Below are 16015 nucleotides of genomic sequence, written 5' to 3'. Positions count from 1 at the left end.
CTCTACATTTTTGTAGATGTTGAATAATCTAGGATTTTTAATTATTAAAGTTTAGGGGTCAAAAAACGTCATTCTCCGACAGCCCCTTTTTATGTCTATATCTTTTTCCCGCATTTTTTACAAAACGTTGCATCTTCGTCATTTAATTCAGAACAATTTATACATCTTATCTTAATTATTTCTTTTTTTGAGTCTAAATCCGTTTCATCAAGCGCATCTTTAATCAAGCCACCTGCCATAGAACTCCAGGGACTGAGGTCCTCTCTTGCTTTCTTGGGATCAAGAACCATACCAGAGCCTGCAACTCCACGCGCGGCAACAGTTCTCATAAACCCTCCTGCCGCTATCATGATGATGCCTATGAAAGGCCTCATCATGAATGAGCTCATCGAGTCCTCCATCAGCATTCCCATCGGATTCATAAAACTTAAAAAGGCAGAAAAAAACAGTAAAACCCCTATGCCTGTGACAGCCATTCCACCGTAATAAAGCATTTTGCGCTCCTGTGATATTTCTTTTTTCGACATTTTGCATCTCCTTTGTTTTAGTTTATTATATCAAAAAAACCGCAAGTCGTCATTAGCACTTACGGTTTTCTTGATTATGATGCCTTTGAATATTTAAGTATTGTAGATCTCTTTTTCAGATATTTATCTATCACGAATGCTGCTATAAGGCAGCTCAGTACCTTGTCTACAAGGTTTGATGCAATTCTTGTTATAAAAGATGCAGCAAATATTGCTTTCCCACTTGCTAAAAGTGCTGCTACCATAAGGTCTGTTCCGCCTCCTGTGAGGCCTCCAAAAAGCAGTATGCTTATCGGTGTTCCTATAAGTGGTGCAACTATTGCAATTATGAGTCCTGTTATAAGTGCGATTTTGTAGTCGAATTTTTTATATTTCTTTGCTATAAGTCCAACTATAAGTCCAACTATAAGTCCTATGGCTATACTTACGAGTGCAAATGGAAAACTTGAAAAGCTTCCACCTATTACCGACGTCATAAAGTTAGTCACAAATCCAACCATCGTGCCATAAGATGGTCCAAAAATTGCGGCTATTGCTATCGTTCCAAGTGTATCAAGAAAAAGTAGCGGAATCTTTAGTCCCGAAACTGTCATTCCCAGCACTATGTTTATTACTACTGCCAATGCGCTCAAAGTGAGCATCTGTGTCTTTGTTGTTTTCATTTTTTCTCTCCTTTAAAATTGCTGTATACCTTGTAATATTAACATGTATACGTCTCACGGTCTAATTGAATCATTAAATTGAAAGCATAGATAAATTCAATTAGACTTTGCATGATTTTATATAATATATTATGCTATATAATATATATGTGCTATTATGTTGTCATATATATACACTATTAAAAAAGAGAGGTTTTCTATGGATATAAGAAACAAAAAAATGGTGCTTATTTCACACTGCCTGTGCAACACCAATTCAAAAGTCGCTGGTTTCAGCCCAAAAACTGCCTGCGAAGATAATCTCCTTAATTTGGTTTTCTCAAAGGGTTACGGCATAATCCAGCTTCCCTGTCCGGAAAACAGGGTCTATGGAAACAGGCGCTGGGGCCAGTCGAGAGAGCAGTTTGACAATCCTCATTTCAGGTCACAGTGCAAGAATATGCTCCTTCCCTTTATTCAGGAGATTGAAGACTACCTTAAAAACGGCTATGATATTGCCGCGGTTATTTCTGTTTATGGAAGTCCCAGCTGCGGATACACAGCCTCTTACAGCAATTCTTCTTATGGTGGTGAACTCTGTATAAATACGATTCAGATGCAGGTCGATTCATCTGGGATTGAGCATTCACCAGGAATATTCATGAATGAATTCAAAAAACTTATGGAGGAAAACGGCATCAATATTCCTTTTGTTGATTTTGTTGAGGAAAACCCACTTGAGTCAATGGAAATCATTTCAAAATTTCTGGAAAAGAAAGAGGTTTAAATCATGAGTAAATCAAAAGATATAATTTTGTTGTGTGCAGTATTATTTTTATTTTTATTAAACCCTGTATTTCATCTACTCAATGATAAAATTGCAATACCATTTGTTCTCCTTGCTGTTTTGGCTGCCTATCTTATAGATGAGCATTCAAACCCAAATGAAGCAAATTGGAAAAATCCTAATATAAGGTGTTTTTTCACGACTCTTAACAGTCCTGGAAAATTCGACCTTTATGTCGGAATTGCCATAATACTTTTAGGGAAATATGCCGCCAGAATACTTGGCATTCCAAACGAGGAAATATTTACTATCGTGTTCTTTTTATATTACATAATAAAGTGCATTGTTAAAGCCGTAAAATACATAGATGTAAAAATATAAACTTATTTCTAATAACAGTCGAGGCACTCGAGATTATATTTGCTGTGAATTTCTTTTTCTTCGGAGCTTATATTAGCATTTGTCATCATATCTTTTACTGCTTCATAAATCATTATCTGCTGCTCTGCTGTCAGAACGTTTATCATTTCTGCAATGTTTTTTGATATAGTGTTCATATTTTTTCTCCTTTTTTAACTAACTTTTTTTATTATACGGTTTGCTTTACCTTCGCTTCTGGCTATGGTGCCTGGCTCCATGAGTGTAATGAAAACTGATATTCCAAGGGAGCTTTCGAGTTTTTTACGGATATGGTTTGAAAGTGAGGAAAGACTGCTTGCTGCGTAGGCTGCTATCTTTCGTGATACTTCCACCTGTACTTCGAGGGTATCGAGTACTCCCTGTTTGCTGACTACCAGCTGATAGTGTGGCTCTATGCCGTCTAATGAAAGCAGTTCGTGCTCTATCTGAGATGGATATACGTTGACACCTCTTATTATAAGCATGTCGTCGCTTCTTCCTTCTATTCTTGCAAGTCTGTAGTGGGTTCTTCCACATGCGCATTTTTCTGTATATATCCTGCTTATGTCACCTGTTCTGTATCTTATGATCGGGAAGGCTTCTTTTGTAAGGGATGTAAATACGATTTCGCCTTCTTCTCCATATGGAAGTACTTCTCCTGTTTTTGGATCTATGGTCTCTATTATGAAGTGGTCTTCGGCTACGTGCAGACCGTTTTTCTGCTTGCATTCCATTGCCACTCCTGGTCCCATAAGCTCACTCATTCCGTATATGTCAAGGGCTGTTATTCCAAGTTTTGCTTCTATCTCACTTCTCATATTCTCTGACCATGGCTCTGCTCCAAATATTCCGCATTTAAGCTTTGAATCTTCTGGCTTATATCCCTCATTTTTCATTTCTTCTGCAAGATAGAGTGCGTATGAAGGTGTGCATGCAAGCACTGAGCACTGATAGTCATTCATGAGCATTACCTGACGCTTTGTGTTACCTCCTGAAACTGGCACTATTGACGCTCCAAGTTTTTCTGCTCCGTAGTGGATTCCCATGCCTCCTGTGAAAAGGCCGTATCCGTATGAGTTGTGAATGATGTCGTGTTTTTGTACACCTGCCATTGTAAAGCTTCTGGCTACCATCTCTGACCAGTTGTTTATGTCGTTTCTGGTATATCCTACTACGGTTGGTTTTCCTGATGTTCCTGAGGATGAATGTATCCTTACTACTTCTTCCATAGGAGTTGCAAAAAGTCCGTATGGATAATTATCTCTTAAAAACTGTTTTTTCATAAATGGCAGTTTTTCCAGATCTTTTAGAGTATTTATATCTTCTGGTCTCAGATTTTCTTTCTGCATAAGCTCTCTATATGGTTTTACGTTATGATAGACTCTTTCAAGTGTGGCCTTGAATCTTTCCAGCTGTATTTTCTCAAGCTCGTTGTGATCCATGCATTCATAGTATTCATTCCAGTACATTTTTGTTTCCTCCTTATTTTTGGGTATAAAAAAACCTCCATCCCACGAAGGGACGAAGGTATTAATTTCGCGGTACCACCCTAATTAGTTATATACTAACTCAGCTCTTTAGAACACGAGGCTTTGGCCTGATGTCTTATCCATGTAACGGTAGAACCCCGTTCAGACTTACTGTTATTTCTGCCTGAAAACTCAGGAGTGAACTTCGACAGCGTTTATTATGGAACTGCTTTCAGTCAGCGGCAGTTCTTTCCTGGATAATAAATCAGCTTTCTACTTTTCTCCATCAATGTTTTTAATTTATTCACTTTTTAGAATAATACCAAAATTCAGGCACTGTGTCAATGCTTTTTTAAATAAAAATAAAAAAAACAGGTGTTTTTTCTGTATTTAAACAGATTACACCTGTAATTTTGTTGTATTTTACCACTCCATCTTGTCTATAATGTACTTATGGTACTTTTCTTTGATCTCTCTAAGGCTTCTTTTTCTTATAAGAACTCTCTCATCTGTCTTGGTCTTGAACTCTTTGTCTACGGAGATCACGTAATCCATATTTATGATATAGCTCTGATGACATCTCAAAAACCTTCTGTTTTCGAGCCTCAGCTCCATATTGTCGAGCTTGTCATATATCTTGTATTTTTCTTTATCTGCAGTGTGGATTATTACTACTGTATTCTTGCTTTCGAGATATACTATGTCTGCATATCTTATATTGTGTATATTTCCTCTGGTGTATATGGCGAGGCTTTTTTCATTTGCTTCTACTTCTTTTATATAATTGTCCAGCAGCACTTTGAGTTTTTCGTGTTCTAAGGGCTTGAGAAGATATCCATAGGCAAACACATCATAGCTTTCGAGTGCAAATTCCCTGGAAGTGCTCATGAATATTATCTTGACTCTTTGGCAATACTGCCTTATTTTTTTTGAGGTCTGTATTCCGTTTTCTCCGCTCATAAATATATCCATGAATATTATATCAAAGAACCTGTATTCATCTATATATTCTGCAAGCAAGTCTTCACCTTTTTCAAATTCTGATGTCTTGTAATTGTGAGGATTGCTGTCAAAGTATCCGGCTATATATTTTTTTATGGATTCTCTGTCTTCTGGTCTGTCATCGCACACTGCTATGTTTATCATATAAAACCTCTAAGCTTATGATTTTTTACTGTACTTTTTGTATTACTGTACTTTTTTTCCATCTGCCACTTAAATAGTATGCCGTAGCGAATATTGTTGCTCCGATACTTGCTACTGGGGCTGCAAGTCCGATTCCCATGAGTCCTAGGTCCATATTAATACCAAATATATATGCTGCGGGTACTCTTAGAAGAAGTGCTGACATTATTCCTGTTATGGATGCGAACATGGTATGCCCTGCTCCTGTAATAAGGCCGTTTATACAGAAAATAAATGGCACTATTGCATAATCGAGTGAAAGTGTATTGAGGTATGTCACTCCTGCTTTAATCATCTCCGGGTCGTTGTCAAAAATGGCTATTATCTGAGCTGGAAACATCCGTGTTATTAAAAATATAGGTATGGAAATGGCAAAAGACAGAGCTATTCCTATATACATAGTGTGCTGAGCTCTTTTTATCTGACCTGCGCCGATATTTTGGGCCACCATGGCTGATACGGATGACCCCACGGCTATTGCGGGAAGTATCGCAAAGGAATTGTATTTTGATATTACTCCCAGCGCTGCCGAAGCTTTTACTCCAAAGCCGTTAACCAGTCCCGTCATTACGAGGAAGGATATGTTTATGGCTACATTCTGTATTGAAGTAGGTATTCCTACCTTCATAAGCATTTTAAATTTATCTGCATGAAATTTGAATGATTTGAGCCTGAAATCGAACATGAAGTCCGTGTTCTGTAGATAAAGTATACAAAGTCCCATGCTTGCCGCCTGCGATATTATGGTCGCTATGGCTGCTCCTCTTGCGCCCATTCCAAAGTATCCTACCAGTATAAGGTCAAGCCCTATATTTACCACGCATGCTATTGTAACGAAGTAAAGCGGCCTCTTGCTGTCTCCCAGGCCTCTCATTATTGCACTCAGGGCATTGTATCCAAAGATGAATACGGAGCCGAGCACGGTTATCTGAAGATACTCTCTCGCCTGGGCAAATGCCTCCGGTGGGGTCTGTATGAGGTGAAGGATAGGGGTCGCGAGGATGAGCATCGCTACGGTTATGAATACTGCGGCTGCGAGCAGCGAAATCATCATGGTGCTTATCGATTCTACTGCGGCTTTTCTGTCCCTTGAGCCCATGTACTGGCCTATTACTACAGTTCCGCCTACGCTGAGTCCAATTACTATGTTGGTTATGAGGAAAGTTACCTGTCCTCCTATGTTTACCGCTGAAATACCTACCGCCCCGCCAAATCGGCCTACTATAAGCATGTCTGCGACATTATAAAGTGACTGTACGATATTTGAAATCATAAATGGAAGCGCAAATGTTATAAGCTGCCTTACTACATTTCCCTGTGTTAAATCATTACCTGTGTTTCTCATTTGTTCTCCAATCTAAATATGTTTAATTTCTCATTTATGATTATATCATATAATGCCGCATTTTAGAACGGATTGTACCATAATTGTCTATCTTATATACAGATTTCCTGCGAGTATTTCCTGTATTTTTTCAGTCGGGATGACAAACTCGATAACACCCATGTATCCCGGCGCTACTTCATACTTGTCAAATGAGATCACGAGCTTTGAGTCTTCGTTTATATAGAACTGCTGATCTTTATCTATCTTCTCAAATCCCTCGTCTCCCATGATCTCTGTTTCTCTCGCAAGCCAGTATGCTTTGTTTTCATCTTCTTTCATCTGCTTCTTCATCTGCTCTTTTATATTACTGCTTATGACTTCTGTGTATTTTTCATCTTTGAATAGACTTGGAAGTGTTATTATTATATCGTTTTTCTTATCTACAGTATCATATCTGAACGTTGTTGAAGAAGATCCCACGGTGTTTACCACGTATCTTCCTATGGACAGTATCTGCTCGTTATCTGTTTTTATCTCAAAGCCTGTATCTATTCCAAGATGACCACCTTCTGAAAATTCCTCCATTTGGGCGACTTCTTTTTCAAACTGCTCAAAAAGCATGCGGTTTTCCTGTATATATTTACTGTTAAGCGATTTTTGAAGATCTGTGTCTTCCAGACCTTCTATTATAGGAGTCTGCAGGTCTGCGTTGTATGTTCCTTCATCATATTTGTACTGATTTAAATTTATAACCCTTACTATATTTCCTATAACTGGAATATCTGTCATCGACTCCGCAAATGCCGGACTTATATTTACGGCTCCTGTAAAAACTATTGCCACCGCTGCAGCTGTCACCATTACATTTTTTATATTTTTCTTCATTTTGTTATTCCTCATTTCTTCTTTTTTAAAATCCTCAACTACTCTTTTTATGGTCATTTCAAGTTCTTGTGGTATCTTTATATCATCATAATCATCTTTCATCGTTTTCATCTTATTTCTAAATTCGCTGCTGTTCATTTTTTTCTCCTTTACTGAAGTATTGCTCTCAATTTTCTCAAAGATCTGTAGAGAGTGCTCTTTACTGTACTTAGATTCTTGGTGGTAATCTCTGCTACTTCGCCAAGCTCCATATTTTCAAAATATCTCAGAATTATTATTTCTCTTTCTCCATCTGAAAGTTTTTCCAGTGCACTGTTTAGCATGTCTCTTTCTTCAAAGTTGCTATCCATGGGGGTCACTGAATTTTTTTCGATTTGCTGAGCTAACTGCGATTCTTCAAGGACTGTAAGTTTTGCATTCTTCCTCAGGTAATCTCTAGCTGTATTTATAAGTACTGAGCAGAACCAGGTTTCTATATGCTCGGCATTAACATCGCCCTTGTAACTGAGGGCTTTGTATATACTGTCTTGAATTATGTCCAGTGCATCTTCTTTGTTCTTGACATGACTCCAGGCTATTCTGTAGTGTTTTTCTCTTTCTGAGAGAATATATTCTTCAAGCTTTTTTCTTGTATCTGTATTCATTTTATTTTCCTGCCTTCGTTTTTATATTGGATATCCCTTTTGTCCTTTCACATATTAGACGCATCAGTATTAAAAAAAGTTTCATATGAGTTTAATTTTACTCTGACTTAGGTATAATATCTATATTGGTGTTACTTTTATATTGTTATTTATGTAAAGGCGGGTGCTCTGTTATGGCAAAATTTAATGTTGAAGAAAAATTTGACGAGTTCAAAGTTGCTTTTAAGAAAAAATGGCACAAGGTTGGAGAAGATGAGCTGGATTCTATGTTGGACATAAAAGACAATGAAGAAGGAATGATAGAAAAGCTTGCCGAAAAGTATGACAAAACCAAGGAAGAAATGAAAAAAGATTTTCATGAATGGATGGAAAAAATTGAATCCGAAAAAGACGATAAGGTCGAAGAAATCCTTGAAGAAATCGATGAAATTGATAAAAATAAGAAATAATAGATAATAATAAATTAAAATAATGGGCCAGTAAATTTACTGGTCCATTATTTTAATTTTAGATCAACCGGGGGGTTGTTTTAGTGTTTTTTACACGCTTTTGCGTATACTGCTTTGATCTGATCAAGGCTTGGCTGCACTGGATTTGAAGGCATGCAGGTATCTTGCAGCGCAAGTTTTGCAAGAGAGTCAAAATCTTCTTCTCTTACTCCCAGCTCACTTAAATCCGGTGGTATGCCTACCTCCTGTGAAAGCCTTTTTATTTCTCTTACAGAATCTGTAACGGCTCTATATGGGCTGTATGCTGATGCTCCTTTTAGTTCAAGAGCTTTATATATCTTTTGAAAATTCTGCTGCACTTTTTCGTCTTTTGCGTTGAATTCCATGACATGAGGAAGCAGCACTGCGTTGCATACTCCATGGGGCAGATTGTAGAATCCTCCAAGGGAATGCGCCATGGCATGAACCATTCCAAGCCCTGAGTTTGAAAATGCCAGGCCTGCGCTGTACTGGGCATAGGCCATCATTTCCCTGGCCTGCATGTCATTTGGATCTTTTACGGCGCGTGGAAGATATTCTTTTATGACGGTTATGGCCCAGAGAGCATCCTTGTCTGTAAAGGGAGTAGCTTCTTTTGAGAGCACTGCTTCTAACGCGTGGGTCATGGCATCCATCCCCGTAGCTGCTGTAAGGCTTTTTGGCATGGATATCATGAGATTTGTATCATTTACTGCAATCCATACGGCAGAGTTGGTATCTACCATTACCATCTTGGAATGGCGTTTTTCATCCGTTATTACATAAAATGTAGTAACCTCAGAGCCTGTTCCTGCAGTGGTATTTACCGCAATCACCGGAAGCGATTTCTTTGAAGACTTGTTCACGCCTTCGTAGTCTTCTACTTTGCCTTTGTTTGCGAGCACTATCCCTACTGCCTTACTTGTATCTATAGCCGAGCCTCCTCCGAGTGCAACTATAAAATCTGGCTCTATTTCTCTTGCAATACTGAGAGCTTCGTTTACTATTTCTACTGTAGGATTGGGTTTTACTCCGTAATATATGAAGCTGTGGACTCCGGCGCCGGCCAGCACAGTGCATATCTGATCTGCAACTTTGCTTTCAAAAAGAAAGCTGTCTGTTATTACCAGCGCTTTTTTTAAGCCCTTTTTTATTATTTCTTCCGCAATCAGCTCTATGGCTCCTGCTCCAAAGAAATTGGTAGCTATCATGTTGACTCTGCAGGGATTATGCATGTTTTTCACCTCATTTTTGTCCAAATTCCATATTTCTGTAATCATTTGGATCTATTTTTTGAAGAAGTTCCATCTCCTGATGCGTTGGAAGCGGAGTGTATTCTATGTCTATATATCTTATTTCAAATCCGGTGTTTTGCGCGATTTCTTCGATGCTTGATGTTGGGTGTATAGTGTCCAGTATAAGTTCTCCGTTGTACATCTTGAATACGCAAAGTGGAGTGACTATCCTGTCGATGTTTCCCTTGGTGGTCACGAAGTCCACCTTGTTCACAAAGGTTCTGATATCGTGCTTTGTTCTCCATATTACGGCCCTTTTGGCTGTAGGTATGAGTACTGCACTTCCCGCTCCTCCAGGCATTCTTACTTTGGGCTTGTTATAGTCTCCAATTACGGATGCGTTTACATTTCCTGCGTTATCAAACTGGATTCCACTGAGAAATGCCACATCTAGTCCGCCTCTCATTGAAAGATCAAATACGTCTGAAAGCGGAAAATCCACTACGCTGGTATCTGTTAGCGCAGTGCCTGCACTTGTGTATTTTTGAAGCTCTGTTACCTTTGGATCTACTCCTCCTGGTATATTTAGATGAACTGCACTTGGTGCATGCAGCGCTTTTGCGAGAAGTACTGCTATCATAGGCATATGTGAGGACACTCCGTGAAATACAGTGTCTCCATCTTTGATTAATCTTGCCATCGCACATACCATTATGTCGCAGCTTCTTGCTTCTATCTGTGAGTTATTTGCTGATGTATGATTCACTGTTTCCTCCTTCTTATCTGTAATCCTTTGTCTTTTGCATATCCAGATAGCCTTTAAGCTGATCCTGATCCTTGAGTGCTTTAAATTCTTTTATATGATCTCTGTCTATATCATAGTATTCCTGACATGAGCATGGAGCGGCTCCTCCTGGTGCATGCACCACTGCACAAACTAGGAATCCCGGTATATCGACTTTTTGTCCTGCTGCCAGAAATTTTGAAGTCTCTACTATTTTTTCTGCAGATACTATTATTTTTTTTGATGCTTTCGCCATGAGTACGTCATCAAATTTTGGTCCGTATATAAGTGCATTCCCCTGTACGTCTGCTTCTTGCACATGTATTATGGTAACGTCTGGCGCTATGGCCTTTACTACGGTTATAGGTTCTCCTGAAAATGGATCTGTAATCTTTACAAAGTAGTCATTCGCTTCTATAAGATCACTTATTATGAGTCCTTTTACGGGCATGAATGGTATCCCATATATGGCCGCTCTGAGCGCGCTCATAACTGTATAGCATGCATGTTCGTTGGCCTTTACTTTTCCACCTTGTACGGCTCTTCTATAGTGATCTGCCAGTGAAAATTCTGTTTCGTAGCTTATAAATCCTGCGTCTACGCTTTTCAGGCATTCTCCAAAACACAGCATGTCTACATCCATAGCTCCGGCTGTCTTTACTGCCTTCAGATCTTTTTTATTTTGTCTTAGCGTTTCTCTTATGAGGGCCATGGGCGCTCTGTGAAGTACATTTCCGCCTATGCCAAGGGTATCCCCATTTTGAATAAGCTTTACTGCATCTGTGATATTCATCAGCTTGTTCAATACAGTTACTCCTTTCAAATTAATCTATTAATTTAATATCATCATTTATTTTGCTGCATTTGCTGCTATGTGAACGGCGTCCCATACTCCTGCAAATGGTGGTGCGTATACGAGATCAGTCATTCCCAGCTCATCTGTGGTCATGTTGTTGTGTATCGCTACTGCAAATACATCTACTCTCATTACGGCGCCTTTTATTCCTGCGCTCTGTGCTCCAAGGAGCCTTTTGGTACCTGCTTCGTAAATCAGTTTTATGGTTATAGGTGTTGGATCTGGATAGTATGGCGGGTGATCCATGGCCTGGATTATAACTGTCTTGTAATCAAGCGTCTGTTTTTTCGCTTCTGCTTCTCCAAGTCCTGTACGTCCCATCTCGAGATTGCATACTTTGATGGCTGCTGATCCGAGTGCTCCGGTGAACTTTATATGTTTGCCCATGATATTTTCACCGGCTATTCTTCCGCATTTGTTGGCTACTGTTCCAAGTGCAAGGTATGCATTTTCTTTGAGTCCTTTGTGATATACGAGGCTGCAGTCTCCCGCGGCCCAGATGTCTGATATGGAAGTCTTCATTTCGCGATCCACTACAAGTGCTCCATTTTGAGCCATGTGTATGCCTGTATCTCTCAGAAATTCTGTTGCAGGCCTTACTCCTACTGAAAGTACCACAAGATCTGCCTGATACTCTCCCTTGTCTGTTACTACGCTGCTTACGCTTTGATTTCCCTGTATGGATACGACCTTTTCTGATGTCCTCAGGTTTACTCCCTTTGATATCAGTTCCTGCTCTGCAAGTGCCGCTATTTCTTTGTCAAACGGCATAAGTATCCTGTCTGCAAATTCTACGCAGGTTACATTTTTTCCAAGATGAAGGAATGCATCCACTGATTCTATTCCTATATATCCGCCGCCTACTACTACTACGTTTTTTATCTGAGGATCGGCTGCTATTTCCTTGAGTCTGAGTCCGTCTTCTAATGTCTTGAGCTGATATACGCCTTTTTTATCTATTCCTTCTACTGGAGGTTTTACTGCTGAGGCTCCTGTAGATATCATCATCTTGTCGTAGCTTTCTATAAATATATCTCCTGTTTCATGATTTCTTACAAGGAGCTGTTTTTCTGATGGTATAACCTTGAGGACTTCGTGATGCAGATGCGTCTTTATTCCTGATTTTTCAAACTCTTCTCTGCTTCTTGCTATCATTTTTGTATAGTCGTCATTAAATCCGCCTACATAGTATGGAAGTCCACATGCGCCGTAAGAAAGATATCCTCCCTTTTCGTATACAACGACTTCGGTCTGTGGGTCCATCCTTTTTATTTTAGATGCCGCTGACATTCCTGCTGCGACTCCGCCTATTACTACTACTTTCAAATTAGCTCCTTTCCGAAATGGAATCTGTCTTTGTCTGTGCTTCACTAAGAACCTGCTTTATGCTCTTTTCTCCTGTGAATGCGCTGTATATTGCGTCGTAGAGCACTCCATTCATCTCTCCTGCTTCTGGAACAGCTGGAAATGGTTTTGCATATTCTTCTATCATCTTGAGCTGGACTTTGTACCATGGGTATCTGTCCGCTCCACTTATATAGTTGCATTTTCTTACCGGAGCTCCTGAGCATTCACCTGCAAGGGCGTCTATCTCCGGGGATCTTAGGTACTCAAGAAGTGCCTGTGCGTCTTCTTTGTTCTTACTTACGCTTGTTATTGCGAATGACCATGTGACGTTCCATGCGGTATCAAAGGTAGCAAATCCCATGTCTTCTTTTTCTTTACAGTCTTTCATCACTACTCCAAGCTGTCCGCTCCATGTAGTTGCCATCACTATTTTTTTATCTGAAAGCATCTCTTTTATGTCATCATTTCCATAGGCATTTGTGCCTTCTGGTGCAAACTTTTTTAGAGATACATATTTTTCAAGTTCATTTTCGAGTTCTGAAATATTGCATTTTATTCCAGTCTCAGTCTGAATATACAAATCTTTTCCGCCGCTCCTCAGATATGGCAGTGCATCAAGCAGTATCTCTGACTGGGCCGCTTTTAGTGCAACTGGGCGCTGGTATCCTGCCTTATGTAATTTTTCGGCGATATCCAAAAATTCGTCTGCCGTCATTATTTCTCCTGGCAGTTTTCCTGTTGCCTGTTTTACTGCACTTTTTCTGTATACTATCATGTGGCCATCACAAAATGACGGTGACAGATATGTCTTTTCTTTGTACTGCATTTCTTTTGCTATGACAGGAAGTATGTCTTCAAAATCATAGTTTATTTCCTGAAGGTATCCTTTTTCTGCAAAATCTCTGAGCCAGAGATGGCCTGCTATCATTACGATATCGTAGTCTGCACTTCCTTGAAAGGATTTCATCATGGTGTCAAAGTATTCATCCCATGATATTATGTCAAATTCTACCTCAACATCTTTTTTGGGGAATTTTTTAAGCACATCCAGTTTGCTGTCTACATATACACTTACTGCTGGATCTTGCACCGCGAGTATTTTGATTTTTTTCATTTAATTATCCCCCTCAAAGACTATTCTTCTATCTGTGGTATTGAGTCTACTATTCCAACAACAAGAGCATCTAAAGGAGCTGCACTTTCCAGGGCATGTTGTGTGGTGTTATCAGTTGTAATCAGCACGCATTCCCCGATTCCTGCTCCGAGTTTGTCTGCTGCAACAAATATTTCGTCTTTGTTTCCATACATAGGTCTTATTGTTAATAACCTGTATCCTACGAGGTTTTCGCACTTTCTTGTGGATACAACTGTTCCAACTACTTTTCCTAAAATCATGTTTATCACTCCTTCGCTCTTTTTATTTTTCTATTTTCTCAAATCTGAGCATCTGTCCCTGCTTGAGCGCAAATGCGTTTGCGTTATCTGTATCTATGTGAAGATCGAGGGCGTAACTGTTTTTTGCACGTACTTTTACTCTCTGCATGACTCCGCCGTTTTTGCCTTCAACAAATACTCTTATATAGTCTCCGTCTGCTATTCCAAAAGCTGCTGCCTGCATGTCTGACATGTGTGCGTGTCTTTCCGCTATTATTGCACCTTTTTGTGCGTGTATTTCTCCTTTTGGTCCGCTTATCTTGAGCCCTGGAGTGTTTTCTATATCTCCTGATTCTCTTATTGGAGGATTTATTCCCAGTATTCTTGCATCTGAAAGTGAAATCTCCATCTGAAGATGAGAACGCACAGGTCCCAGTATCCTTACTTTTTCGATGCTGCCTCTTGGCCCCGTCAGGTTAACCGTTTCCTGCGCGGCAAACTGTCCTGGCTGGCTGAGAGATTTAAGAAATGTAAGCTGATGCCCTTTTCCAAACAGTATTTCTACGTCTTCTTGTGAAAGGTGAACGTGCCTTGCTGAAATCCCCACTGGAATAAGGCTTTGTGCATCGTTTATTTTTCCTATTTCGGCAAGTACCAGCTCTGTAATCTGATCTATAAGGTTTTGTGTATTCATATGACACCTCTTTCAAACTGCTTCATATTAAGAAAGAAAACTAACTTCGCAAATAAACAAAGTCAGTTTTCTACAGTCTTTATTTACTTGATTAATGGCAGTATTGTCGCGATATCTGAGTGTGGTCTTGGGATAACGTGTACTGAAACTACTTCTCCAAGTCTTGATGCTGCTTCTGCTCCGCTTTCTGTAGCTGCTTTAACTGCTCCAACATCTCCTTGTACGATTACTGTAACTAGTCCTGAACCTATTTTTTCTGTGCCTACCAGCTCTACTTCTGCTGATTTAAGCATTGCATCTGCTGCTTCTATTGCTGCTACTAGTCCTCTTGTTTCGATCATTCCTACTGCTTTCATGATTTTGTCCTCCTGGTTTTTGGTTTTTGGGTTTGATTGGTTTGTTTAACATTATCATCTGAAACTTTATCGGCTGCTTCTGCATTCACATCGGTTGCTGCTTCTTGTTTGCTTTCGCGTGGTCTGTCCACAGCGTTTAGCAGTCTTTTTATCTCTGGATGGGGATTTGAAATTGTAACGGCTACTTTTATATTCTCTTCTCCAACCCTGTCCCCCATTGCAAGTGCTGCTTCTACGGCTGCATTTACTGAGGATGTATCTCCACCTACTATTATGGTTACCATTCTCCCGCCCAGCTTTTTTTCGCTTGAGACAAGGTGAACATCTGATGCCTTGAGCATTTCATCAAGTACTATCAGGGCATTGGTGAAGAAGTTTATTTCTACTACTCCTATTGCACTGAAATTAGTATTTTTCATGATACTGCTTATTTCATTCCTGGAAGCATTTTTGCAGTGTCATCATGAGGTCTGGCGATAACGTGTACGCTTACCAGTTCTCCAAGTCTTGATGCTGCTTCTGCACCAGCTTCTGTAGCCGCTTTTACTGCTCCTACTTCTCCTCTTACTACTACTGTAATAAGGCCCGATCCGATTTTTTCTGTGCCTACCAGCTCTACATCTGCTGATTTGAGCATTGCGTCTGCTGCCTCGATTGATGCTGTCAGTCCTCTTGTTTCTATCATTCCTATTGCTGCCATTTTGATACCTCCATTTGATGGTTATCCGTTTATTTTTACCTTGGTAATTTTTCCCAGTTGAGATGTTCCCTCGTATGGATTATCAATTACGCTAGTTATTATCTCTTTTTCTGTATTGAACTTAAGCGCTGCCTCATGGGCCACTTCTGTAGCTATCTTTACATCTGATACGCTTCCTTCAAACTTTACCTGTACTGTAAGGGGAATGTTGGCACTGGAGTCCTTGGGATTGATGGTATCAATGCCAAGAATTCTTATATCTGTAGCCTTGCACGCCTTGTCCATTGCATACAGCGCTGTTCCATATCCCGCAACTTCTAAAAATCCCATTGCCATTA

22 protein-coding genes and 1 other annotated feature are annotated in these 16015 nt (G+C 39.7%); of the genes, 3 read left to right on the top strand and 19 right to left on the bottom strand.

What is annotated here, in order from left to right:
• Positions 1-95: 95 nt before the first annotated feature.
• Together G558_RS0109530 and G558_RS0109525 are read right to left on the bottom strand one after the other, a co-directional pair.
• Positions 96-527 (bottom strand): zinc ribbon domain-containing protein, encoded by a 432-nt coding sequence (locus G558_RS0109530; protein WP_028829963.1) that lies wholly within the window; start codon positions 525-527, stop codon positions 96-98.
• Between the two features lie 74 nt (positions 528-601).
• Entirely contained in the window at positions 602-1189 is a 588-nt protein-coding gene (locus G558_RS0109525; RefSeq protein WP_028829962.1) for a CD3073 family putative ECF transporter S component, read from the bottom strand.
• A 199-nt stretch (positions 1190-1388) separates the two neighbouring features.
• On the opposite strand from G558_RS0109525, the gene G558_RS0109520 reads away from it, so the two are divergent.
• On the top strand, positions 1389-1955 hold the full coding sequence (locus G558_RS0109520; protein WP_028829961.1) for a CD3072 family TudS-related putative desulfidase: 567 nt from the start codon (positions 1389-1391) through the stop codon (positions 1953-1955).
• 3 nt (positions 1956-1958) lie between these two features.
• The gene (locus G558_RS0109515) at positions 1959-2336 is read left to right on the top strand and encodes a hypothetical protein (protein ID WP_028829960.1); all 378 of its coding nucleotides are present in this window, start codon (positions 1959-1961) and stop codon (positions 2334-2336) included.
• Between the two features lie 8 nt (positions 2337-2344).
• Here the strand turns inward: G558_RS0109515 and G558_RS14025 are convergent, their stop codons facing one another.
• The 6 genes from G558_RS14025 to G558_RS0109485 all read right to left on the bottom strand — a co-directional run bounded on the left by G558_RS14025 (position 2345) and on the right by G558_RS0109485 (position 7864).
• Positions 2345-2512 carry a hypothetical protein gene (locus tag G558_RS14025; RefSeq protein ID WP_156888544.1) on the bottom strand — a complete coding sequence of 56 codons (168 nt, stop codon included), beginning with the start codon at positions 2510-2512 and terminating at the stop codon, positions 2345-2347.
• A 15-nt stretch (positions 2513-2527) separates the two neighbouring features.
• Positions 2528-3823 (bottom strand): phenylacetate--CoA ligase family protein, encoded by a 1296-nt coding sequence (locus G558_RS0109505; protein ID WP_036931877.1) that lies wholly within the window; start codon positions 3821-3823, stop codon positions 2528-2530.
• Positions 3824-3868: 45 nt separating this feature from the next.
• Positions 3869-4122, bottom strand: a binding site (T-box leader).
• A 124-nt stretch (positions 4123-4246) separates the two neighbouring features.
• Complete coding sequence (locus G558_RS12960; protein WP_051188628.1) at positions 4247-4969, bottom strand: LytR/AlgR family response regulator transcription factor; 723 nt, start codon at positions 4967-4969, stop codon at positions 4247-4249.
• A 25-nt stretch (positions 4970-4994) separates the two neighbouring features.
• Positions 4995-6353 carry an MATE family efflux transporter gene (locus G558_RS0109495; protein WP_028829958.1) on the bottom strand — a complete coding sequence of 453 codons (1359 nt, stop codon included), beginning with the start codon at positions 6351-6353 and terminating at the stop codon, positions 4995-4997.
• Positions 6354-6440: 87 nt separating this feature from the next.
• Positions 6441-7358: a DUF3298 domain-containing protein gene (locus G558_RS0109490; protein ID WP_028829957.1), complete on the bottom strand. Its 918-nt coding sequence runs from the start codon at positions 7356-7358 to the stop codon at positions 6441-6443.
• 11 nt (positions 7359-7369) lie between these two features.
• Positions 7370-7864, bottom strand: coding sequence for an RNA polymerase sigma factor (locus G558_RS0109485; protein WP_028829956.1), 495 nt, complete (start codon positions 7862-7864; stop codon positions 7370-7372).
• Positions 7865-8037: 173 nt separating this feature from the next.
• On the opposite strand from G558_RS0109485, the gene G558_RS12955 reads away from it, so the two are divergent.
• The gene (locus G558_RS12955; protein ID WP_036931876.1) at positions 8038-8313 is read left to right on the top strand and encodes a hypothetical protein; all 276 of its coding nucleotides are present in this window, start codon (positions 8038-8040) and stop codon (positions 8311-8313) included.
• Positions 8314-8393: 80 nt separating this feature from the next.
• Here the strand turns inward: G558_RS12955 and G558_RS0109475 are convergent, their stop codons facing one another.
• From G558_RS0109475 to G558_RS0109425, 11 genes are all read right to left on the bottom strand, one after another.
• Positions 8394-9566 (bottom strand): iron-containing alcohol dehydrogenase, encoded by a 1173-nt coding sequence (locus tag G558_RS0109475; protein WP_036931881.1) that lies wholly within the window; start codon positions 9564-9566, stop codon positions 8394-8396.
• Positions 9567-9576: 10 nt separating this feature from the next.
• Entirely contained in the window at positions 9577-10332 is a 756-nt protein-coding gene (locus G558_RS0109470) for a CoA-transferase subunit beta (RefSeq protein WP_242825230.1), read from the bottom strand.
• Positions 10333-10345: 13 nt separating this feature from the next.
• Complete coding sequence (locus G558_RS0109465; protein ID WP_084502882.1) at positions 10346-11155, bottom strand: CoA transferase subunit A; 810 nt, start codon at positions 11153-11155, stop codon at positions 10346-10348.
• Between the two features lie 45 nt (positions 11156-11200).
• Positions 11201-12532, bottom strand: a complete 1332-nt coding sequence (locus G558_RS0109460) for a CoA-disulfide reductase (RefSeq protein ID WP_028829952.1) — start codon at positions 12530-12532, stop codon at positions 11201-11203.
• A gap of 1 nt (position 12533) precedes the next feature.
• Entirely contained in the window at positions 12534-13667 is a 1134-nt protein-coding gene (locus tag G558_RS12950; protein WP_036931875.1) for an extracellular solute-binding protein, read from the bottom strand.
• 20 nt (positions 13668-13687) lie between these two features.
• Positions 13688-13948, bottom strand: coding sequence for a EutN/CcmL family microcompartment protein (locus G558_RS0109450; RefSeq protein ID WP_028829951.1), 261 nt, complete (start codon positions 13946-13948; stop codon positions 13688-13690).
• Positions 13949-13970: 22 nt separating this feature from the next.
• Positions 13971-14621 carry a phosphate propanoyltransferase gene (pduL, locus tag G558_RS0109445; RefSeq protein WP_028829950.1) on the bottom strand — a complete coding sequence of 217 codons (651 nt, stop codon included), beginning with the start codon at positions 14619-14621 and terminating at the stop codon, positions 13971-13973.
• A gap of 83 nt (positions 14622-14704) precedes the next feature.
• A complete protein-coding gene (locus G558_RS0109440) occupies positions 14705-14977 on the bottom strand; it encodes a BMC domain-containing protein (protein ID WP_036931874.1) in 273 nt (90 codons plus the stop codon).
• Positions 14974-15396, bottom strand: a complete 423-nt coding sequence (locus G558_RS0109435; RefSeq protein ID WP_028829948.1) for a BMC domain-containing protein — start codon at positions 15394-15396, stop codon at positions 14974-14976. The genes G558_RS0109440 and G558_RS0109435 overlap by 4 nt, the downstream gene beginning before the upstream one ends.
• Before the next feature lie 8 nt (positions 15397-15404).
• Entirely contained in the window at positions 15405-15677 is a 273-nt protein-coding gene (locus G558_RS0109430) for a BMC domain-containing protein (protein WP_028829947.1), read from the bottom strand.
• A gap of 21 nt (positions 15678-15698) precedes the next feature.
• Positions 15699-16013 (bottom strand): BMC domain-containing protein, encoded by a 315-nt coding sequence (locus G558_RS0109425; protein ID WP_028829946.1) that lies wholly within the window; start codon positions 16011-16013, stop codon positions 15699-15701.
• Between the last annotated feature and the right edge of the window lie 2 nt (positions 16014-16015).

Source organism: Proteocatella sphenisci DSM 23131, assembly GCF_000423525.1.
Taxonomy (GTDB): Bacteria; Bacillota; Clostridia; order Peptostreptococcales; family Filifactoraceae; genus Proteocatella; species Proteocatella sphenisci.
The sequence above is the reverse complement of the archived record's forward strand: the minus strand, read 5'-3'. Positions and strand labels throughout refer to the sequence as shown.